This window comes from Marinovum algicola (assembly GCF_900109145.1).
In the GTDB taxonomy this organism is placed as follows: domain Bacteria; phylum Pseudomonadota; class Alphaproteobacteria; order Rhodobacterales; family Rhodobacteraceae; genus Marinovum; species Marinovum algicola.
The window spans coordinates 19,935-41,583 of record NZ_FNYY01000012.1; the positions used below are offsets into that span (position 1 = coordinate 19,935).

The window sequence follows — 21,649 nt, forward strand, 5'->3', positions numbered from 1 at the left end:
ACTCTCGAAAGCCACGCGCGCCGCCGGGACATCGCCTTCATGCCGCATTCCGACAGACATCTGTCAGCCATGACCCAAGCCGGGCTGAACCTGATCCAGCAGGCGCTGTCGATCTACGGCCGCAATCTGCGGCTGGTGCAGTGCAACCGCCGCTTTCAGGAGATGTTCGATCTGCCCGAGGCGCTGGTCACCGTCGGCGCCAGCTTCGAGGACACGATCCGCCATCTGGTGTCGCGCGGCGAATACGGCGAGGTTAGCGACCCCGAGGCCTTTGTCGCTGTCCGGGTCGAACAGGCCCGCGCCTTCGAACCGCATTACATGGAGCGCCCCCGCTCCAACGGCCGCTGGATCTCGGTCGAGGGGGCGCCGCTGCCGCAGGGCGGCTGGGTCACCGTCTACACCGACATCACCCGCACCAAGGAGCAGGAGCAGCTGCTGCGCACCCGCTCCGAGCTTTTGTCGGAAGAGGTGCTGCGGCGGTCGGAAGAGCTGGCCAGGACCAACCGGCAACTGGCCTCGACGATCAGCGCGCTGGAGGAAACCCAGCGCCAGCTGCGCGCCATCGAGGCCCGCACCCGGCTGACCACCGAGATGATGCCGGCGCATATCGCGCATGTGGATTCCAGCGGCCGCTACACCTATTCCAATCAGCGGCTGACCTCGGTCATCCCGGGCCGCCCCTCCGACATCGTCGGCATGTCGATCGCCGAGGCGCTGGGCCCGGATGCCTTTGCCAAGGTCCAGCCGCATCTCGCCGCCGCGCTGGCCGGCCAGCCCTCCACCTTTGAGTTTACCGATGCCCCCAGCCTGCGCCGCATCCGCGCCTCCTTTACCCCCGATCAGCACGAGAACGGTGTCTATATCCTGTCGATGGATGTTACCGAGGAAACCCAGACCCGCGTTGCCCTGCAACAGACCCGCCGCCGCGAGATCGCGGCGCAGCTCACCAGCGGGCTGGCGCATGATTTTTCCAACCTGCTGACGATCATCCTCGGCATGCAGTCCAAGCTGAGCCGGATGCCCGATCTGCCCGATGACGCCGCCCCGCTGATCAGCGCCACGCTGAGCGCCGCCCGGCGCGGCGGCACGCTGCTTGGCCGGATCGCCGACATGACCGCCAGCCGCCGTCACCGGCCGGTGGCGACGCGGATCGAGCCCTTTCTGCAAGAGCTTGCCGTGCTGGCCGGTCCCAGCCTGCCGCCGGGGGTCACGCTGCACCTGTCGGCGGATGTCCCGGGCGCCATCCTGTTCGATCCCGGCATGTTGCAGGATTCGCTGCTCAACCTGATCCTCAATGCCCGCGATGCCTGTGGCGAGGCCGGTGCCATCCATGTCGCCGCGCGGGTCGATGCCGCCACATGGCTCAGCTTCGAGGTGCGCGACACCGGTCCCGGTTTCACCGAAGCGGCGCTGCGTCACGGGGCCGAACCGTTCTTTACCACCAAGGGCGGCGAAGGCTCGGGCCTTGGCCTTGCCATGGTCTATGACGCCACCAAGCTGGCCGGTGGCGATCTCAAGCTGTGGAACACCGAGGCCGGCGCGCAGGTGCTGCTGCGCCTGCCGCTGCGCCCGGCGCCCGAGGTCGAAGAGGCCGACCCCGGCATGGTGCTGCTGGTCGAGGACAATGCCGATCTGCGCGGCGCGATCCGCGACATGCTGACCGGGCTGGGCTGGCGCGTGGTCGAGGCAGCCTCGGTCGCCGAGGCGCAGGCGCTGATCGACGGGCTGCCGGAAATCACCTCGGTGCTGACCGATATCCAGCTCGAAGGCGCCGAAACCGGTCTCGACCTCGCCACCGATTGCACGGTGCCGGTGGCGCTGATGACCTCGTTGCCCGCCGATCACGCGCTTTATGTCGCCGCCGCGGCGCTTGGTCCGGTGCTGCGCAAACCCTTCAGCGCCGCGCAGCTCGCCGCCGCGCTGGGCGAGAGCCAGGATGCCCCATGACCGATGCGCCGCTGATCACCATCCTCGATGACGAGCCCGAGATCCGCCGGCTTCTGGCCGAGACGCTGGAAGAGGCCGGTTTTCGTACCCTGAGCTTCGGCCGCGCCACCGAATTCGAGGCCGCGCTGCGCCGCACCGCGCCCGACGTCTGCCTTGTCGATCTCAGCCTGCCGGATCGCGACGGCCTGTCGCTGGTGCACCGTCTGGCGCTGGAGCAGGGGGCTTCGGTGATCATCATTTCCGGCCGGGCCGAGGTTCAGGACCGGGTGATCGGGCTTGAGCTGGGGGCCGACGATTACATCATCAAACCTTTCGACCCCTCCGAGGTGGTGGCCCGCATCCGCGCCCGGCTGCGCGCTGCGCGACCGGCGGTGCAGGCCGGCCGGATCGCCAGCTTCAGCGGCTGGCAGGCGGATTTCGACGCCTATACCCTGCGCAACGAGGCCGGCGACGTGGCGAGTTTCTCCCATGCCGAGGGGGCGGTGCTGCGGATGTTCCTCGAAAGCCCCGGACGGCTGATCACCCGCCAGCAGATGCAGGAGACGCTGGGCGGTGCCGCCGGCGAGAGTTTCGACCGGGCGATGGATGTGCGGATCTCGCGGCTGCGCACCAAGCTGGGCGAGGATCCCAAGAACCCGCGGCTGATCAAGACGATCTATGGCGCCGGCTACATCTTTCTCGGCGAGGTCGACTGGCGCTGAGCTCAGAGGCCGAGGCCAAGCCGCACCGTCGGCAGCAGCGTCGCGGCCAGGATGCCGACGATCCCGCCAATGCCCAGCCGGATCAGCGGCCGTCCCAGTCGCGGCCCGGCAAGCCCGAGCGCGCCGCAGACCAAGGCATAGTATGAGACCGTGATGATATCCATCGGTCCAGCCTAGCATGAAAATCGCGCGAATTCAGCCTTTTGCCACCAACCGGGCAGCGAATTTCATGTGCGATGTGATATGCTGCGCCGAGACTGGTTCACACAGAGGGAGATTCAGATGACCACCTTGGAAATCTACACCGCGCTCAGCGCGCTCTGGATCGCGATAGCCTGGGTGCCCTATATCCTCGACCGGATGGCCGTGCGCGGCCTGATGGGGGCCATGGGCAATTACGATCCGCAGGCGGTGCCGCAATCGGACTGGGCGCAGCGGGCAATGCGCGCCCACACCGTCGCGGTCGAAAGCTTCGTGGCCTTTGCGCCGCTGGCCGTGCTGGCGATGATCCGCCTGCCCGAAGACGGCTATCCCGGCCTGCTGGCAATGACCTATTTCATCGGCATCGTGGCGCATTACATCATCTACTGCCTCGGCATTCCGGTGCTGCGCACCCTGGCCTTTGCGCTGGCGGCGCTGTCGACGGTCGGGCTTGGGCTGCGGGTGCTGGGCGTCTATTGACCGGACGCGGCGTGGTGCCGATGTCACGCCGCGAAACCTTCATTGATGTTTTAACCGTGTTCGCGTATTGTTCGCTTGCTTCACGGGGGCAGGATACGCAACATGTTCGGCATGCAAAACGAAGCTGCTCAAGATCTGGAGAAATTTCTGGACGGCCAGAAATTCGGCACCGTATTGGCCGACCCGCCCTGGCGGTTCACCAACCGCACCGGCAAGGTCGCGCCCGAGCACAAGCGCCTCGCGCGGTATCCGACGCTGGATCTCGACGCGATCTGTGATTTGCCGGTGGCCGAACATCTGATGGATGCGGCACATTGCTATCTCTGGGTGCCGAACGCGCTCCTGCCCGACGGGCTCCGGGTGCTCGAGGCTTGGGGGTTCGAGTACAAGTCGAACCTGATCTGGCACAAGATTCGCAAGGACGGCGGCTCTGACGGCCGCGGCGTGGGCTTCTATTTCCGCAACGTGACCGAGATCGTGCTGTTTGGCGTGCGCGGCAAGAACGCCCGCACCCTGCCGCCCGGACGGCGCCAGGTGAACATGATCCAGACCCGCAAACGCGAGCATTCGCGCAAGCCCGATGAGCAATACGCGCTGATCCAGGAATGCAGCTGGGGGCCGTATCTCGAGCTGTTCGGTCGTGGCGTGCGCGAGGGCTGGACGGTCTGGGGCAACCAGGCGAGCGACGATTACAAGCCCGACTGGAAGACTTACTCCTACAATTCCTCGGTCGCTGCCGAGTGACCCCCGTCCCGGACATGCTCCGGGACCTCTTGGCCGTGGTGGAGGCCCCGGGTCAGGCCCGGGGCGCGGTTGCCGTAAACCGGCTGTTACGCTTCATCCTCCGGCCAGAGCCAGCCCTGGTCGATCTGGCGGGCCGGTTCGTCGAAGGTCACCCGCTCCACCCCGATGCCGATCAGGATCAGCGGGCAGGGATTGCCCACGCCGCGCCGCACCCGGTCCTGAAGCTTGTCCCAATGGGTGCTGGCGGTGCCGAACTTGTCGGCGACAAAGGCCTTGGCAAAGGCCGCGCGATAACCCAAGCCGGAGGCCATCACCCGCGCCACGATCTCGCGCTGGCGGGCGGTGCGTTCCTTGATGTCAAAGACCGCCAGCCCGTCCTCGCTGTCCACCCCTTCGGCGGCCAGCCCGGCGATCACCAGATCGGTCATCCCGTCCTGAAGCGAGGCGCCGCGGGTCACCACCACGCCGAAGCTGATCGCCGAGAGCGCATGCAGCCGCTGGAAGTTTTCGAGATCACGGTCGAAGAACGGATCCTTGTTGTTCCACTCGATTTCGAGCGCGATGGTGCCGTTTCGGCCGCGCCGCACATGGTCGATCTCGTGGCTGATCGCCTCGCGTTCGATGCCGTCGATGGTGGCGCGCTGGATGAAGTTGTGCTTGTGCCAGCCCTTGGCCGCCAGATCGCGACGCAGCCGCTGGGTCGAGCCGGCTTCGCCGCCGCCGCTGGCGATCAGATCCTGCGCCGAGATCCGAAAATCCTCGAGCGCGCCGCAAAGCTCGGCGATCTCCTCCGGAAAATCATGCGCGACGATGGCCTCCGCATGGTTGGTGGCGGCGATCTGGTAGCCGATTTCCCTCAAGTTCTTGAACATAGCTCAGGTCTTACCAGCATCGCTCCAAAATACTATGCCGCATTGCCAAAGATGTTTTCGCGGTGAAATCGAATGTAGTCGGGGTGTGGATAGTGCCGCCGATCTTCTGGGAGATGCAGGCGACCTGTCGGCGAAATCAATCTTTGGCGGACTTCGAATGGAACCTTGTTTTCTGAAACGAGAATTTCATAATTTTCACCTATGCCGATCAACCCTCGGTCGAACATCCAATGAAGTGTACCTGATAAAGCAAGGCCATTGATGACAATATCCGGCCCGTCATGCTGCACTGGACGGATATGCGCCGCTTGTACTTCAGCTCTTCCGCCGCCGTTGCGTAGATCGAGACCGGAAATAGCGCAACGTCCGCGATACGCTGCCTTCACCATTCTTGCAAAAGATTGGGCTCGCGCGGCGCGAGAGCTCAGGATTTTCTCACGAATGTTGCTAATTGGGGCGCCGTGGAAGGGCATTTGGCCTTCCGAGAACTCATAGGCAATCTCGCTGGCGTTTCTCGGCAGTGCCTCCGGGCCGTTTTGAGGTTGCAGGCCTGCCATCACGATTTCGGAAAATTCGTCAAATGACAGTCGGCGAACAGCAGATGTGTTTGCTCCTCCGGACATGGCTCTTCCGTTTGAGCTACGCAAAGAACGCTCGTAAGCGACTCCCGCACCGTTGTTTCGTGGTACGACACACTCGAATTCCCACTGAGTGGCAGGATCAAGCCAAGCATAATGGTGGTCTTCTTGGTGCGGGTCGGGGCCTACAGACCTCACCTTCTGAACTGATACGTAACCGAAGGCGCCTTTTCTTCCCTCATAGAAGATGACCCAATCGCCCACACACTCCTGCACTACGTTCAAGTACTGCTTTGGGAAATGATAGGCTTCTCCCGGGCGATCTTTGTAAATACTTTGTGGGTTTTGAATGAAAACAGCATTTACCATGGCGGCAATAAAGACTGTGTTTCTTCGGTTAGGCAAGAGAAACTCGCGGACTGAGTTTGGAGTTCAAAAACCTCCAGCCTTCACCGTCTGTAGAGACGCGTTAGACAATCCATAGTTTGCCTAACGCATGCGTTCAATGGACGGTACAGCGGCTATTCCGCCGCCAGCGCATCCCCGGCCTTTTCCACCCGCACCGCCGAGAACTTGAACTCGGGGATCTTGCCGTAGGGATCGAGCGCCGGGTTGGTCAGGATATTCGCCGCCGCCTCGACATAGGCGAAGGGCAGGAACACCATGTCCGGCGCGATCGCCCGGTCGGCCCGCGCCATGACGGTGATCGCGCCGCGCTTGGTGGTCAGCCGCACCATGCCGCCGGGCTCCACCCCCAGCTTGCGCAGGGTCGCGGGATGCAGCGAGCAATTCGCCTCCGGCTCCACTGCGTCCAGCACGAGGCTGCGCCGGGTCATCGAACCGGTGTGCCAATGCTCGAGCTGCCGCCCGGTCGTCAGGATCATCGGATAGTCCGCATCGGGCACATCATCCGGCGCCACGATGCTGGCCGGGGTGAACTTGGCCCGGCCCTCGGCGCGCGGGAAGCCGTCGCCAAAGACCACGGGCTGGCCGGGATCGGTTTCGGACAGGGCCGGATACATCACGACATTCTCGGCCTCGAGCCGCTCCCAGGTGATATTGGCCAGCGAGTTCATGTTGAGCTTCATCTCGTCGAACACGTCGCGCGGGCTCTCGTAGTGCCAGTTCAACCCGCAACGTTTCGCCAGCGCGACAGTAATCTCCCAATCCTCGCGGGCCTCACCCGGCGGGGTGACGGCAGGGCGGCCCATCTGCACCTGGCGGTTGGTGTTGGTCACGGTGCCGGTCTTTTCGTAGAACGCCGAGGCCGGCAGGATCACATCGGCGTAATTCGCCGTCTCGGTCAGGAAAATATCCTGCACCACCAGATGATCGAGCTTGGCCAGGGCATCGCGGGCATGTTCCACATCCGGGTCGGACATCGCCGGGTTTTCGCCGAGGATATACATCGCCTTGATCTGGCCGTCGTGCACCGCGTCCATGATCTCGACCACGGTCAGCCCCTTCTGGCCGGAAATCTCGCCGTCGCGCCAGACCTCGTGGAAAGCCGAGCGCACGCCGTCATCCTCGACGCTCTGGTAATCCGGCAGGAACATCGGGATAAGCCCGGCATCCGAGGCGCCCTGCACGTTGTTCTGGCCGCGCAGGGGGTGCAGCCCGGTGCCGGGACGGCCGATATGTCCGGTCATCAGCGCCAGCGAAATCAGGCAGCGCGAATTGTCGGTGCCGTGGATGTGCTGGCTGATGCCCATGCCCCAGAAGATCATTGCCGCCTTGGCCCTGGCAAAGGTCCGGGCCACGTCGCGCAGCACCTCGGCCTCGATGCCGCAGACCTCGGCCATCTTCTCGGGCGGGAAATTCGCCAGATGCGCCTTCTCGGCGTCCCAGTTCTCGGTGAAGGCCTCGATATACTGCCGGTCGTAGAGCTCTTCCTCGACGATCACATGCATGATCGCATTCAGCATCGAGACATCGGTGCCGGGGCGGAACTGCAAGCGATGGCTGGCGTGGCGTTTCAGCCCGACGCCGCGCGGATCCATCACGATCAGCTTGCCGCCGCGCTTGGTGAACTGCTTGAAGAAGGTGGCGGCGACGGGATGGTTCTCGACCGGGTTGGCGCCGATGACAATGGCGACGTCGGCGTTCTCGATCTCGTTGAAGGTGGCCGTCACCGCGCCGGAGCCGACGTTCTCCATCAACGCCGCGACCGAGGAGGCATGGCAGAGCCGGGTGCAATGGTCGACATTGTTATGGCCGAACCCCTGGCGGATGAACTTCTGGAACAGATAGGCCTCTTCATTGGTGCATTTGGCCGAGCCGAAGCCCGCCACCTCGCGGCCGCGGCCCTTGAGACCGTTGGCCGCCGCGTCCAGAGCCTCATCCCAGGTTGCCTCGCGGAAATGCGACGCGAGATCGCCGGGGTCGACATTCAGCCCCTTCGCCGGCGCATCCTCGCGGCGGATCAGCGGCTTGGTCAGCCGGTGCGGGTGGTGGATATAGTCGAAGCCGAAGCGGCCCTTGACGCAGAGCCGCCCTTCGTTGGCCGGGCCGTTCACCCCGTCAACGTATTTGACCTTGTTGTCCTTGACCTTGAGCGAGACCTGACAGCCGACGCCGCAGAACGGGCAGACCGAGCGCACCTCTTCGTCGAAATCCTTGCTGTCGCCGACCTGCGCTGCATCGACGACCGAGGCCTCGATCAATGCCCCGGTGGGGCAGGCCTGCACGCATTCGCCGCAGGCGACGCAGGTGCTTTCGCCCATCGGATCGTCGAAATCGAACACCGGATAGGCATCATGGCCGCGCCCAGCCATGCCGATCACGTCATTGACCTGCACTTCGCGGCAGGCGCGGACGCAGAGGTTGCACTGGATGCAGGCATCGAGGTTGACCCGCATCGCCACATGGCTGTCGTCGAGCAGCGGAATGCGCCCGGCCTCCAGCGTCGGCAGGCGGCTTTCGCGAACGCCGGCCTGGTCGGCCATGTCCCAGAGATGCGACGCGCTGTCATGCGCGACATCGCGTTCGGGCTGATCGGCGACCAGCATCTCGATCACCATCTTGCGGGCCGATTTGGCGCGGGCGCTGTCGGTGGTGACCTTCATGCCCTCGGAAGGTTCGCGGATGCAGGAGGCGACCAGCGTGCGCTCGCCCTCGACCTCGACCATGCAGGCGCGGCAGTTGCCGTCGGGGCGGTAGCCCGGCGCCGGCTTGTGGCACAGGTGCGGAATCACCAGCCCACGGCCATGGGCCACCTCCCAGATGGTTTCGCCGGGCTGCGCCTCGACCTCGCGGCCATCCAGCGTGAATCGGATCGTGTCGGACATGCGTATTCCTCCCGTGTCAGGGTGGAATACAGCATGATCGCTGCCTGGGGTCAGGGTCAATCCCGACACCTGCACGGGAATATGCGGCGCCGAGGTTTCCGATAGCGGACGCCTGCCGCCTTTTGCCTCCGGCCGCACTTTCCACCCGCGCCAAGGCCCGGTAACTAGGGGAAAACCGCGAAAAGGCCCCGCATGACCCATATCACCCTCATTCGCCATGGACAGGCCAACACCCACGCCACCACGGCCGAGGATTACGACCGGCTCTCGGAGCTTGGCCAGCAGCAGGCGGCCTGGCTCGGCCAGTACCTGCACGAGACGCAGGCGCAGTTCGATCACGTCTGGGCCGGCGACATGTCGCGCCATCTGGCGACCGCGCGCGGCATGGGCCACGACGCGCCGCAGATCGACGCGCGGCTGAACGAGTTCGACTATTTCACCATCGCCCGGCTGGCCGAGCTGGAAAAGGACCTGCCGGCACCGCAAAGCCCCGAGGAGTTTGCCCGCAACATCCCGCAGCTGATGGAATTCTGGCGCGAGGATGCCTTTGCCGACGCGCCGGAGCGGTTTGCCGATTTCGAGGACCGGGCGCAGGGCGCGGTGGATGACATCCTGCGCGCCGGCGGCCGGTCACTAGTGATCACCTCGGGCGGGCTGATCTCGATGGTGCTGCGTCAGGTGCTGCGGCTGGACATCCCGGAAATGACCCGGCTGATGTTCCTGCTGCGCAATTCCTCGGTGACCGAGATCGAATATGTGCACGGCCACCTGATGCTTTCGGTCTACAATGCGGTGCCGCATCTGGCGGCCCCCGACCGCGCCCATGCGCGGACATTCATCTGAGGAAAGCGGCATGACACATCTCTGGGTCCGCGCCGAACAGCGCGCCAACGAGGAACGAGTGGGCCTCACCCCCGAGGGCGCGGCGGCATTGCTGGCGGCGGGGGTGCGGGTGACGGTCGAGCAAAGCTCGGTCCGGGCCATTGGCCTTGAGGGCTACCGCGCGGCGGGCTGCGAGATCGCGGCCGAAAACAGCTGGCCCGAGGCGCCGGACGACGCGGTGATCTTCGGTCTGAAGGAGCTGCCCGAGGATGGCACGCCGCTGCATCATCGTCACATCCTGTTCGGCCATGCCTACAAGGGCCAGCCGGCGGGCCAGGTGCTCTTGCGGCGGTTCAGGGCCGGCGGCGGCACGCTCTATGATCTCGAATACCTGGTTGATGACGCCGGCCGGCGGGTCGCGGCCTTTGGCTATTGGGCGGGCTTTGCCGGAGCGGCGGTGGCGCTGCGCTGCTGGGCGGCGCAGCAGGACGGCGGCATTTGCGGTCCGGTCGCAACCCACCCCTCGGCCGCGCATCTCAGGGCCGAGCTGGAAGAGAGGCTTTCGACCACCGGCAGGCCGCGCCCCGATGCCATGGTGATCGGCGCGCTGGGCCGGGTAGGGTCCGGCGCGGCGGATCTCTGCGATGCCATGGGCGTGCGGGTCACCGCCTGGGACATGGCGGAAACCGCTCATGGCGGGCCGTTTCCCGAGGTGCTCGACCATGACATCTTTCTCAACTGCATCCTGGCCCGCCCCGGCACGCCGGTCTTTGTACCCGCCAGCGCCCGGACCGCGCCGCGCCGGTTGCGGGTGATCGGCGATATCGCCTGCGATCCCGACAGCGATTTTTCCCCGATCAAGGTCTATGACCGCACCACGACCTGGGACAGACCGGCGCTGCGGGTGCAGGACGCCCCGCCGCTGGATGTCACCGCGATCGACAATCTGCCGTCGATGCTGCCGGTGGAAAGTTCGCAGGATTACGCCGCGCAACTGCTGCCCTCGCTGCTGACGCTGGGCGATCTCGAGGCTGGTGTCTGGGGCCGTGCCAAGGCAGAGTTCGACCGGCATATCAGCGAGGTGTAAGGCATGACGATCCATTGGTGCGGCACCGGCCTCTCGGCCATTCCGGGCCTGCGGCGGCTGATCGAGGCCGGACACGAAGTCACCGTCTGGAACCGCACGGCGGACAAGGCGCAGGATGCGGTGGGCGACCTGACCGACCGGATCAAGACCTTCGATCAGCAGGCTCTCGACGCCGAGGTTCAGCCCGAGGATGTGATCGTCTCGATGCTCCCCGTCGACTGGCATGTGCCGCTGGCCGAGCTGGCGCTGGCCCGGGGCGCGCATTTCGTCTCGTCGAGCTATATTTCGCCGCAGATGCGGGCGCTGCATGCCAAGGCGCAGATCAAGGGGGTGAGCCTTGTGGGCGAGGTCGGCCTCGATCCCGGGATCGATCACCTGATGGCCCATGCGTTGGTTGCCGACTACCGCGCCAGCCCGCGCTGCGACGCCTCCAATGCGCTGAATTTCCACAGCTATTGCGGCGGTGTTCCGAAGCATCCGAACCCCTTCCGCTACAAGTTTTCCTGGTCGCCGCTGGGCGTGCTCAAGGCGCTGAAAAGCCCGTCGAAATCGATCCGCAATTATCGGCCTTACGAGGTCGCGCGGCCCTGGGACGCGCTGGGCCATTACCAAGCGCCGCTGCCCAGCCCCGAGACCTTCGAGGTCTATCCCAACCGCGATTCGCTGCCCTTTGTCGAGGAATACCGGTTTGATCCGACCTGGCGGCTCGAAACCTTCGTGCGCGGCACCCTGCGGCTCAACGGCTGGGCCGAGGCCTGGGCGCCGGTGTTCGACGAGATCGAAAGTGCGAGCGGGGCGCGGCTGCGCGAGATGTCGGATGCCTTCTGGGCCGAGAATGCCTATGGCGAGGATGAGCCCGACCGGGTGGTCATGTGCGTCTCGCTCTCGGCCTCGGACAGCTCCGGGCCGGTCTGGCACAAGACCTATGTGATGGACGCCTGGGGCGACGCGCGCGGCAGCGCCATGGCGCGACTGGTCTCGGTGCCGGTGTCACTGGCTGTCGAAGCGGCGCAGGCGGGAGCCTTGCCGGCCGGAGTGCAGGCCGCGCCCTCCGACCCGGTGACCGTGGCGCAATGGTTGGGCGAGATCGACCGGCTGGCGCAGCATCTGGCGGTGGTCGATCACAGCTGATCCCGCCGGGTGGTCAGCTCAGGGTGGCGCGGCCGAATTCGGACAGCGTATAGACCGTATCGCCTTCGAAAACGCCCACGGTGAGCGGCCGGCCATAACCGGCCCCGGTATCGAGGTTGACCCGGTTGCCGTAATGCGTGGCGGCCTCGATGGCGGTATGGCCATGCACCACCAACGCCTCGAAAGGCCGGGTCTCGTTGAGAAAGGTCTCTCGAATCCAGACCAGATCATCCTCGTCCTGCTGATCGACCGGCACCCCGGGGCGCAGGCCGGCATGGACAAAGATCAGCCCGGGCTCGCGGTGCAGGGTCTTGCGGTCGTTCAGAAAGCGGCGGTGAGCCTCCGGCACGCGGGCGCGGGCTTCGGCCAGAATCGCGTCATCCGGCCGGTCCTCGCCGGTCTCGACGCCGTAGGACGCCAGCGTCATAGGCCCGCCAAGAGCCGGATGCAGCCAGCCCCGGCCCGACAGGATGCGGGCGTCATGTCGGGTGCCGTCCTCGAGAAAGCGGCGGAACATGCGGTCGTGATTGCCCAGGAGCGGCACCCAGTCGCGGCCTTCCTCCATGCCCCGGATCAGAAGTTCGATGACGCCGAAGGAATCCGGCCCCCGGTCGACCAGATCGCCGAGAAACACCACGCGGGCCTCGGGCCCGCCATCGGCATCGATCCATTCGAGCGCCCGACAGAGCATGTCGAATTGTCCGTGTATATCGCCAATGGCATAGATCGGTTTCATCGCGCGCCCCCTTTTCCGCGAGGCTTAACAGCTTGCCGGGGGCGCTGCATCCGGCTTTTCAATTGCCGCCGAACCAGGCTACGGCGAGCGGCACCGGGGCAACCGCCAGCATTGTCATGAGTAAAAAGAGCGGCGGCGAGAAAACCCGGCTGAGCCCGGCCATCATGGCGATGCCGCCACCGCCGCCGAGGACGAAATTGCCCGGCATGTTGAGCAACAACGCCAGCGCCAGGTAGCGCTGGCGCAGCAGGACGGCCGCAAAACGATTGGGCGCGGCCGCCACCAGGGTGGGAAAGACTTCGTCTCGTGGCAGCGCCGCGAAGCGGGTGAGAAACGCCTCGGCGCGGCGCAGGCCGAATTCTCCGGCCAGGCGCGCCAGCACCAGAGGCGGCACAAGCCGACCGGCAACGAAGGCGATGCAGAGGCCGATGACGGTGCAGAGATAGACCAGATAGCCCATTTCGGGTCCGGCGGCCGCCATCAGCATCAGCCCGATCTCGACGCCCGGAACGAAGGGCAGGGCAAGAGACAGCGCATAAAGCAGCAGCGCGGTGATCGCCAGCCGGCGCAGCATGCGCGGATCGGCCGAGGCGAAATCCTCCTCGAGCATGGCGAAGAAACCTTGCAGGTAGCGGTTGGCCAGTACCAGCAGGGCGATCAGGACAACGAGTCGGATGATCGTGGCAGGTCGTGGACGCGGCAAGTGGCCCCCTTTACGGGACCAGAGTAGCAGAGCCCAATGCAAAACGCCGCCCGGAAAGGGCGGCGTCGCGATTTTTTGCGCGGGTGCCGGCTCAGGCGACGTCGAAGGCCAGCGGTTTGACCTGCCGGAACATGCCGGTGGCGGTCAGCTTGTCGAGCACCGGGCCCGGAACCGCATCATCGACATAGAGCAGCGCGATGGCTTCGCCGCCCTTGTCGTGACGGCCAAGGGTGAAGTTGGCGATGTTGACGCCGTTCTCGCCCATGGTTGCGCCCAGGGTGCCGATGATGCCCGGCATGTCCTCGTTCGAGGTATAGAGCATGTGCTCGCCGATCTCGGCGTCGATGTTGATGCCCTTGATCTGGATGAACCGCGGCTTGCCGTCCGAGAAGACGGTGCCGGCGATCGAGCGCTCGCGCTTGTCGGTCACCACGGTCACCTTGACATAGCCGTCGAAGGCGCCCGACTTGTGCTGGTTGGTGGTGGAGATCTTGACGCCCCGCTCTTCGGCGATCACCGGCGCCGAGACCATGTTCACCTCGGGGTTGGCGCGTTTCATGATGCCGGCGATGGTGGCGCAGTTCAGCGCCGCCAGGTTCATCTCGGCGACCGAGCCGTCGTAGAGGATGTTGATCGCCTTGATCGGCTCGTCCGTCATCTGGCCGATGAACGAACCCAGGTGGCCGGCCAGCTTGACCCAGGGGCCCATGACCTTGGCTTCCTCGGCGGTCACCGACGGCATGTTGAGCGCATTCTCGACCGCGCCGGTCAGCAGGTAGTTCGACATCTGCTCGGCCACTTGCAGCGCCACATTCTCCTGCGCTTCGGTGGTTGCCGCGCCAAGGTGCGGGGTGCAGACCACATTCGGCAGGTTGAACAGCGGGTTTTCCTTGGCCGGCTCTTCCGAAAAGACGTCAAAGGCCGCGCCGGCGACATGGCCGTCCTTGAGCGCATCGGCCAGCGCCTCTTCGTCGACCAGGCCGCCACGGGCACAATTGATGATCCGCACGCCCCTCTTGGTCTTGGCGAGGTTTTCGCGGCTCAGGATGTTGCGGGTGCCATCGGTCAGCGGCACGTGCAGGGTGATGAAATCGGCGCGCTTGAGAAGCTCGTCCAGTTCCACCTTCTCGACACCCATCTTGTCGGCCTTTTCCTGGCTCAGATAGGGGTCGAAGGCCACGACCTTCATCTTCAGGCCGCGGGCGCGGTCGCAGACGATGCCGCCGATGTTGCCGGCGCCGATCACGCCCAGGGTCTTGTTTGTCAGCTCGACGCCCATGAACTTGGACTTTTCCCATTTGCCGGCATGGGTCGAATCGCTGGCCTCGGGGATCTGGCGGGCGACGGCGAACATCATCGCAATGGCATGTTCGGCGGTGGTGATCATGTTGCCGAAAGGCGTGTTCATCACGATCACGCCCTTTTTCGAGGCGGCGGGTTTGTCGATATTGTCGGTGCCAATACCGGCGCGGCCGATCACCTTGAGGTTGGTGGCGTTTTCGAGGATTTTCTCGGTCACCTTGGTGGCCGAACGGATGGCGAGGCCGTCATACTGGCCGATCACCTCGGCGAGCTTGTCCTTGTCTTTGCCGAGATCGGGCTGGAAATCGACGTCGATGCCCCGGTCGCGGAAGATCTGGACGGCGGCTTCCGAGAGTTTGTCGGAGATGAGAACTTTGGGTGCGGTCATGGTGTAAACCCTTCTAGGAACCGGCGCTGCCGGTATGTGAGCTGTGTGGTGAAAAGGCCGCCCGGCGGGGCGGGCCGTGATGTCTCAGCGCAACCAGCGATCCATTAGCGGATAGGGCTGCGTGGCGGTGCCGGGTTGCTGGCCATGCGGGTCGGCGGTGACGCCGAACCAGATCAGCAGGGGCAGTCCGGGGCCGGTGCCGTTCGAGAAGGCGGTGATCAGCGCCTCGGCGCCGTCCTGATAGCCATGCTCGTGAAACACTACCTCGACCGGCAGGTTCAGGTGGCGCGCCGCGGCAAAGGACCATGCGGCGGCCGCCATCTCCTCGGCCTTGGTGGGCTTCAGGACCGGCTGCATGCGGCGCTCTTTATCGGCGACTGCGATATGACCGGCCTCGTGGAGAATGTCTCCGGGATAGGCCAGACGATCAAGATCGACGAGCAATGCGCCGCCCTGGATGTCGAGACCGGGAAGAAAGGTCTCGTGCTCCAGGGTGCGGGTCCGAACCTCGATCCCGATGCTGCGCACGAACTCGAGGAGCCGTGGAACAACGGGATCGACGCCCATGGTCAGGCCGCCTCGGTCTGCGCGGCGAGCGTTTCCTCGTAGGCCCAGGCCAGCCAGGGCAGCATCGCCTCGATGTCCGCTGTCTCGACCGTGCCACCGCACCAGATGCGCAGCCCGGCCGGGGCATCGCGATAGGCGCCGACGTCAAGCGCCACGCCTTCGGCCTCGAGCCGCTTGGCCACGGCCTTGGCGAAGGCCGCGCCGTCGGTGATGCGGTCATCGGTGAACTTCAGGCAGACCGAGGTGTTCGAGCGGGTGGCCGCATCCTCTGCCAGATCGGCGATCCAGTCGTTGGCGTCGCAGAAATCGAAGATCGCCCGGGCATTGGCATCCGCCCGCGCGATGAGCCCCTTGAGCCCGCCGACCGAGCGCGCCCAGTCGAGCGCCACCAGGTAATCCTCGACCGCAAGCATCGACGGGGTGTTGATCGTGGCGCCCTCGAAGATGCCGTCGATCAGCTTGCCGCCCTTGGTCAGGCGGAAAATCTTGGGAAGGGGCCAGGCCGGGGTGTAGCTTTCCAGCCGTTCGACGGCGCGCGGGCTGAGGATCAGCATGCCATGCGCCGCTTCGCCGCCCAGTACCTTCTGCCATGAGAAGGTGGTCACATCCAGCTTGTCCCAGGGCAGGTCCTGGGCAAAAGCGGCCGAGGTGGCGTCGCAGATGGTCAGGCCTTCGCGGTCGGCCGGGATCGCATCGCCGTTCGGCATGCGCACGCCCGAGGTGGTGCCGTTCCAGGTAAAGACGACGTCGGTGTCGTAATCCACTGCGGCCATGTCGACGATCTCGCCATAGTCGGCGGTCTTCACCTCGGCGTCGATCTTGAGCTGCTTGACCACATCGGTGACCCAGCCGGCGCCAAAGCTTTCCCAGGCGCACATGGTGGCCTTGCGTGCGCCCAAGAGCGACCACAACGCCATTTCGACGGCGCCGGTGTCAGAGGCGGGCACGATGCCGATCTTGTAGTCGGCCGGAATGCCAAGAATGTCGCGGGTTTCCTCGATGGCGGCTTTCAGCTTCGCCTTGCCCACGGCGGCCCGGTGCGAGCGGCCCAGAGGCGCGTCGGACAGGTTTGCCAGATCGAATGTGGGGATTTTGGCGCAGGGGCCCGAGGAGAAACGCGGATTCGTCGGCCGCGCGGCCGGTTTTTGCATAGCCATGTAGCTACCCTTCCAGATAAGCGCCCCTCGTTGGGGAGGGGTGTCCCGCCGCCGGACATACGGCCAGAAAGATCATCCGGCAACAGGTATTTTGCGCGCACGCGACGGATTTGGTGCCGGAAGCGGCGCGCGCACGTTCCGATCGGAAACGCGGATCAATGGAAATTAGTTTACGCGCGTAAAAAATTTGTTTTACGAATCGCTACGGTGCCTGTACATCGCGTTAGCGCTATCAAGACGTGGCCACGGCCCGGCACCCGGGCCCGGCGCGACCGGCCCCTGACGTGGAGAACGCCCCAATGGCACCGTCCCCGACCCAACGCATTCTCATTCTCGGCGGTGGATTCGCCGGTATGTTCGCGGCACGAGAGCTGTCGCGCAGCCTTGGCAAGGGTGCCGAGATCGAGCTTATCAACGAGGTGAATTTCTTTACCTTTCAGCCGCTTCTGCCAGAGGTGGCGGCCGGCAGCATTTCGGTCAGGGATGCGGTGGCGCCGTTGCGCCGGCTCTTGCCGGGCGTGCGGGTGCGGCAGGCGCAGATCCACGACATCGACACCGCGCGCAAGGTGGTGATCATCTTCCAGGGCTTGCAGCGGCGTTACACCGAGGTGCCCTACGATCACCTCGTACTGGCGCTGGGGCAGGTGTCGGATCTGTCGCGGGTGCCCGGCCTCGCGGCGCATGCGCTGACGATGAAGACGCTGAGCGACGCGCTGACCCTGCGCAACCACGTGATCGACAAGCTCGAGCATGCCGACATCACCGCGTTGCCCGAGGTGAAGAAGGAACTTTTGACCTTTACCGTGATCGGCGGCGGTTTTTCCGGTGTCGAAACCGCAGGCGAGATGCTGGAGCTGATCCACAAGTCGCTGGTGTTCTATCCGAATATCGACAAGCGCGAGATCAACGTGCAGGTCGTCGAATTCGCCGACCGACTGCTGGGCGAATTGCCGGCGTCGCTGGCCGCCTATGCGACGAAACAGCTGCAAAAGCGCGGTGCTCGGGTCCTGCTGAACACCGGCATCACCGAGGCCACGGGCACCGCCATGGTCACCACCTCGGGCGAGGTGATCGGAACCCGCACCATCGTGGCCACCATCGGCAATGCGCCCTCGCCGCTGATCCGGGGGCTGGGCCTGCCGAATGACCGGGGCCGGCTGCGCGTCGACCGAAGGCTGCGCATCGAGGGCCATGAGAATATCTGGTCGCTGGGTGACGCGGCGCAGATTCCGCTGGTCGAGAATGCCCGCGACCGCGCCGATTTTGCCCCGCCCACCGCGCAATTCGCGGTGCGGGAAGCGCGAACGCTGGCACGCAATCTCAAGGCGGCGCTGCACGGCCTCGAGCTGGCGCCCTTTGTCTATCGCTCCAAAGGGGCGCTGGCCTCGCTCGGCGGCCATCGCGGAGTGGCCGAGGTATATGGCCTGCGTTTTGCTGGCCTGCCCGCCTGGCTGTTGTGGCGCGCCTATTACCTCGGTTTCCTGCCCGGGTTCGCCACCAAGGTGCGGGTCGGCATGCAGTGGCTGCTGGATTCCATGGTCGGCCGTTCGACGGTGCAGACTGGCATCCGCCAGGGGCCGGGCACGCGCTATCTGCGCTACCGCGCCGGGGACCGGGTGTTCGAAGAGGGCAACCGCGCGGATGGATTTTATGCCGTGCTCGAAGGCGCCTTCGAGCTGCGGTACCGCAACGACGACGGCACCGAGGCGCTGCACCATATCGCGCCGGGCGGGCATTTCGGCGACCGGGTGCTTTTTGGCAACGGGCTGCGCACCGGCACGGTGCGGGCGCTCGAGGATTCGCTGGTGTTGATGATCGGGGCCGAGGATTTCCGCCGCCTGCACGAAGCGATGCCGCCGGTGCGCGAGTATTTCGAACGCCGCCGGGCCGGGCCCGCACAAGAGGAATCCGCGGCCTGACAGGCGCAAGGGCAGTGGCGTTTCGCCGCGCGCTGGGGTAGGGGCAGGCGCAAGCAAGGAGTGCCGCCATGTATGTCACCACTTTGATCGCCAGACCCGGCCAGCTGGACCCCGCCGCCGCCGAGGCCCTGCGCAATGCCTGGGGGGGCGGCGCGCTGCAATGGCTCGCCCCCGACGAGGCGGCGGAATTCCCGCTCGAGACCCTGCCGGAGAACCGCTGGCAGGTCTGGGAGGACATGCAGGCGCTTGGCATCGACATGGTGGTCCAGCCCGAGGCGGGGCGGCGCAAGAAGATGCTCCTGGCCGACATGGACAGTACCATGATCCAGCAGGAATGCATCGACGAGCTGGCCGACGAGGCCGGCGTCGGTGCGCGGGTCAAGGAGATCACCGCGCGGGCGATGAACGGCGAGCTGGATTTCGAAGGTGCGCTGACCGAACGGGTCGGCCTTCTGAAAGGTCTGCCCGAGGCGATCATCGCGCAGGTTCTGGACAGCCGGATCACCCTGATGCCCGGCGGCCCGGCGTTGATCGCGACGATGAAGGCCAATGGCGCCTATTGCGCGCTGGTCTCCGGCGGGTTCACCGCCTTCACCGCCCGGGTGGCCGAACAGCTCGGCTTTGATGAGAACCGCGCCAACACGCTGATCGTGGCCGATGCCGCGCTCTCCGGCGAGGTCGGTCGGCCGATCCTCGGCCGCGAGGCCAAGGTCCAGGCGCTGGAAGAGATCACCGCGCGGCTGGAGATTTCCGAGGCGGATGTGATCGCCGTCGGCGACGGCGCCAACGATCTGGGCATGCTGCATCGCGCCGGCGCCGGGGTGGCGCTGCATGCCAAGCCGGTGGTGGCGGCGGAATGCGACATTCGCATCAATCATGGCGACCTGACCGCGCTGCTTTTTGTGCAGGGCTATGCCAAGACAGAGTTTGCCGGCTGAATTGCATCGCCCCCGGAAGCGATCCGCGGCCTAACGCGGGGGCGGGTTGAGCGCCTTGTTGTAGGGGCGCCAGTCCTCGATTTCGGGATAGAAGGTCTGGCGCCAGAGGCGCACGCGGGGGTTCATCACCCGGCGCCAGAGCGGCGGGATCAGGGCAGCGATGGTCATCACCGGATAGCCGTAGGGCAGCTGCGGCGCCTCGTCTTCGCCATAGGTTTGCAGCAGCGGAAATCGCCGGTCGGGCTTGTAGTGGTGGTCCGAATGCCGTTGCAGGTTGATCAGCAGCCAGTTCGACGCCTTCTGCGCCGCGTTCCAGCTGTGGCGGGGCTGGACATGTTCGTATTTGCCCGCGCCCAGATGTTTGCGCGTCAGCCCGTAGTGTTCGACGTAGTTCACCAGTTCGAGCTGCCAGATCGCGGTGAAGGCCTGGAGCACGAAGAGGCCGAGGCCGACCCAGCCGGAGAGCAGCACGGCAAGACCCAGCATCAGCGCTTGCAGCGCCCAGTAGCGCCAGAACGGGTTGGCGCGGTCCTGCCAGGGCTTGCCCTTGCGGGCGAGCATGGCGGCCTCGGCCTTGAAGGCGGATTTCAGCGATTGCCGCAGCACGCGCGGAAAGAAGCGGTGGAAATTCTCGTTGTAGCGCGCCGTCACCGGGTCGCGCGGGGTGCCGACATAGCGGTGGTGCACCAGCAGATGCTCCGAGCGGAAGTGCGAATAAAGCACCATGGCAAGAAGGATGTCGCCCAGCCAGCGCTCCAGCCGGCTGCGCTGGTGCATCAGTTCGTGGCTGTAGTTGATGCCGATGGTGCCGGTGAGCACGCCGACGCCGACAAAGAGCCCGATCAGCTCGAGCGTGCCCAGGTGGTCGGCGCGGGGGGCATACCAGATCAGCCCGTAGAGGGTGAGAAATTGCACCGGCACCCAGAGCAGGGTGAGGCGCTTGTACCAGCCCAGCGCCGCCTCCGGCGTGGCGGGATCGGCATTGTCGAGGTTCAGCCCGGTGAGCGCGTCGAGCGCCGAGAACAGATACCAGGTGCAGAGCGGCAACAAGAACACCGCCCATCCGCCCCAGAGGGCCGAGACCCAGGCCAGCGGGACCAGCAGAAAAGAGGCCCAGAAGGGCAGGGCGGCACGCAGGCCGGTTGGGGTCTTGGTCGGTGTCATCGGCGCGGTCATCACTGTCGGCGCGGTTCTGTCACGCCATTGCGGCAACTATAGGGCGCCGCCCCCCGCCGGGGCCAGAGCGGCGGGGCCGGCGGCCGGCTTTCGTTGCGTCACGGCTCCACCCCCCACCAGCGCATGGTCTGGTGCAGGTGTTGGCGGATCGCTTCTGTCGCCCGGCCGATGTCGCCGGCCTCGAGCGCGGCGATGATCCGCAGATGTTCCTCCATCGCCGGCACGATCCGGTCGGGCAGAAAGGGGCGGACGTTCTGGATGATGGCGATGCGGCTGCGGTTGTCGGCATAGAGCTGCGTCATCAGCGCCGAATCGAGCCAGCCCGACAGGCGGTCGTGCAACGACAGATCGACGGCGATGGCCTGGCGCGGCAGGCCGTTGGCCAGGCTCTGGCGGGCGCGGGCCAGCATCTCTTCATGCTGCCGGCGCAATTCGGTCAGGTCGGGCGGACCGGCGCACAGCAACCGCCGCCGCGCGCCCTCGGTCTCGAGCACGGCCCGCAGGTCGAGGCATTCGCGGGTGGTGTCGGCGTCGGCCTCCATCACCGCGATGCCGCGTTTCGGCACCACGGTCACCAGGCCCGCTGCCTCGGCTCGTTTGACCGCCTCGCGCACCGCCGCAAGCGGCAGCCCGAGGGTCTCGACCAGCATCGGCATCGACAGGAAGGCGCCGGCACGAAGCCGGCCATCGTGCAGATGCGCACGCAGCGTTTCATGGGCCGCGCGGGTGAGGGCGCCGCTGCCATTGCGGGCCGGGGTCGAAACTGCCGTTTTCATGGGCAGGAGGTCCAGATTCCGAGCGCCGCATTTTCAAACATAGGCTGAAAGTCCCTTCGTGATTGTCATGGTGCCCTTGGGGAAGCATTCTATCTAACATGTTATATGCGGTATTTGCTGAATCAACAGCTTTGCCG

20 protein-coding genes are annotated in these 21,649 nt (G+C 65.4%); 9 read left to right on the plus strand and 11 right to left on the minus strand.

The genetic code is table 11. The features are described 5' to 3' along the window. Window positions 1-39: 39 nt before the first annotated feature. Together BMW90_RS15960 and BMW90_RS15965 are read left to right on the plus strand one after the other, a co-directional pair. Window positions 40-1,947, plus strand: a complete 1,908-nt coding sequence (locus tag BMW90_RS15960; RefSeq protein WP_074837449.1) for a PAS-domain containing protein — start codon at window positions 40-42, stop codon at window positions 1,945-1,947. Continuing rightward, window positions 1,944-2,648 carry a response regulator transcription factor gene (locus BMW90_RS15965; RefSeq protein ID WP_048529031.1) on the plus strand — a complete coding sequence of 235 codons (705 nt, stop codon included), beginning with the start codon at window positions 1,944-1,946 and terminating at the stop codon, window positions 2,646-2,648. Before BMW90_RS15960 ends, BMW90_RS15965 begins: the two co-directional genes overlap by 4 nt. A 2-nt stretch (window positions 2,649-2,650) precedes the next feature. On the opposite strand, the gene BMW90_RS26715 is transcribed toward BMW90_RS15965, so the two are convergent. Beyond that, window positions 2,651-2,812, minus strand: a complete 162-nt coding sequence (locus BMW90_RS26715) for a hypothetical protein (RefSeq protein ID WP_170850563.1) — start codon at window positions 2,810-2,812, stop codon at window positions 2,651-2,653. A gap of 118 nt (window positions 2,813-2,930) precedes the next feature. Between BMW90_RS26715 and BMW90_RS15970 the strand changes: the two genes are divergently transcribed. Together BMW90_RS15970 and BMW90_RS15975 are read left to right on the plus strand one after the other, a co-directional pair. After that, entirely contained in the window at window positions 2,931-3,329 is a 399-nt protein-coding gene (locus BMW90_RS15970; RefSeq protein WP_048533624.1) for an MAPEG family protein, read from the plus strand. Window positions 3,330-3,440: 111 nt separating this feature from the next. Next, window positions 3,441-4,073 (plus strand): MT-A70 family methyltransferase, encoded by a 633-nt coding sequence (locus tag BMW90_RS15975; protein ID WP_048533625.1) that lies wholly within the window; start codon window positions 3,441-3,443, stop codon window positions 4,071-4,073. Between the two features lie 86 nt (window positions 4,074-4,159). Here the strand turns inward: BMW90_RS15975 and BMW90_RS15980 are convergent, their stop codons facing one another. From BMW90_RS15980 to fdhF, 3 genes are all read right to left on the minus strand, one after another. Next, entirely contained in the window at window positions 4,160-4,945 is a 786-nt protein-coding gene (locus BMW90_RS15980; protein ID WP_074837450.1) for a BglII/BstYI family type II restriction endonuclease, read from the minus strand. Window positions 4,946-4,977: 32 nt separating this feature from the next. Then, entirely contained in the window at window positions 4,978-5,928 is a 951-nt protein-coding gene (locus tag BMW90_RS15985; protein WP_244526534.1) for an HNH endonuclease, read from the minus strand. A 116-nt stretch (window positions 5,929-6,044) separates the two neighbouring features. Then, a complete protein-coding gene (gene fdhF, locus BMW90_RS15990; protein WP_074837452.1) occupies window positions 6,045-8,810 on the minus strand; it encodes a formate dehydrogenase subunit alpha in 2,766 nt (921 codons plus the stop codon). Between the two features lie 192 nt (window positions 8,811-9,002). Here fdhF and BMW90_RS15995 point away from each other — a divergent pair, with 192 nt between their 5' ends. Genes BMW90_RS15995 through BMW90_RS16005 form a run of 3 tightly spaced genes read left to right on the plus strand, consistent with a single transcriptional unit; the run spans window position 9,003 to window position 11,850 of the window. Next, window positions 9,003-9,653 (plus strand): histidine phosphatase family protein, encoded by a 651-nt coding sequence (locus tag BMW90_RS15995; protein ID WP_048529038.1) that lies wholly within the window; start codon window positions 9,003-9,005, stop codon window positions 9,651-9,653. A gap of 10 nt (window positions 9,654-9,663) precedes the next feature. After that, on the plus strand, window positions 9,664-10,719 hold the full coding sequence (locus tag BMW90_RS16000; protein WP_074837453.1) for a saccharopine dehydrogenase: 1,056 nt from the start codon (window positions 9,664-9,666) through the stop codon (window positions 10,717-10,719). Window positions 10,720-10,722: 3 nt separating this feature from the next. Beyond that, window positions 10,723-11,850, plus strand: a complete 1,128-nt coding sequence (locus tag BMW90_RS16005; RefSeq protein WP_074837454.1) for a saccharopine dehydrogenase family protein — start codon at window positions 10,723-10,725, stop codon at window positions 11,848-11,850. Between the two features lie 13 nt (window positions 11,851-11,863). Here the strand turns inward: BMW90_RS16005 and BMW90_RS16010 are convergent, their stop codons facing one another. The 5 genes from BMW90_RS16010 to BMW90_RS16030 form a co-directional block, all read right to left on the minus strand. Next, window positions 11,864-12,586, minus strand: coding sequence for a metallophosphoesterase family protein (locus BMW90_RS16010; protein ID WP_074837455.1), 723 nt, complete (start codon window positions 12,584-12,586; stop codon window positions 11,864-11,866). 58 nt (window positions 12,587-12,644) lie between these two features. After that, window positions 12,645-13,289, minus strand: coding sequence for a hypothetical protein (locus BMW90_RS16015; protein WP_074837456.1), 645 nt, complete (start codon window positions 13,287-13,289; stop codon window positions 12,645-12,647). A gap of 91 nt (window positions 13,290-13,380) precedes the next feature. Continuing rightward, window positions 13,381-14,979, minus strand: coding sequence for a phosphoglycerate dehydrogenase (gene serA / locus BMW90_RS16020; RefSeq protein ID WP_074837457.1), 1,599 nt, complete (start codon window positions 14,977-14,979; stop codon window positions 13,381-13,383). An 84-nt stretch (window positions 14,980-15,063) separates the two neighbouring features. Beyond that, window positions 15,064-15,546, minus strand: a complete 483-nt coding sequence (locus BMW90_RS16025) for a hypothetical protein (protein ID WP_074837458.1) — start codon at window positions 15,544-15,546, stop codon at window positions 15,064-15,066. Between the two features lie 2 nt (window positions 15,547-15,548). Continuing rightward, the gene (locus BMW90_RS16030; protein WP_074837459.1) at window positions 15,549-16,703 is read right to left on the minus strand and encodes a phosphoserine transaminase; all 1,155 of its coding nucleotides are present in this window, start codon (window positions 16,701-16,703) and stop codon (window positions 15,549-15,551) included. Window positions 16,704-17,002: 299 nt separating this feature from the next. Here BMW90_RS16030 and BMW90_RS16035 point away from each other — a divergent pair, with 299 nt between their 5' ends. Next, window positions 17,003-18,622, plus strand: coding sequence for an FAD-dependent oxidoreductase (locus BMW90_RS16035; RefSeq protein ID WP_074837460.1), 1,620 nt, complete (start codon window positions 17,003-17,005; stop codon window positions 18,620-18,622). 68 nt (window positions 18,623-18,690) lie between these two features. Further along, complete coding sequence (gene serB, locus BMW90_RS16040) at window positions 18,691-19,560, plus strand: phosphoserine phosphatase SerB (protein ID WP_074837461.1); 870 nt, start codon at window positions 18,691-18,693, stop codon at window positions 19,558-19,560. Window positions 19,561-19,590: 30 nt separating this feature from the next. Here the strand turns inward: serB and BMW90_RS16045 are convergent, their stop codons facing one another. Next, window positions 19,591-20,724, minus strand: a complete 1,134-nt coding sequence (locus tag BMW90_RS16045; protein WP_170850564.1) for an alkane 1-monooxygenase — start codon at window positions 20,722-20,724, stop codon at window positions 19,591-19,593. Window positions 20,725-20,834: 110 nt separating this feature from the next. Beyond that, window positions 20,835-21,512, minus strand: a complete 678-nt coding sequence (locus BMW90_RS16050; RefSeq protein WP_074837463.1) for a GntR family transcriptional regulator — start codon at window positions 21,510-21,512, stop codon at window positions 20,835-20,837. Window positions 21,513-21,649: the final 137 nt, after the last annotated feature.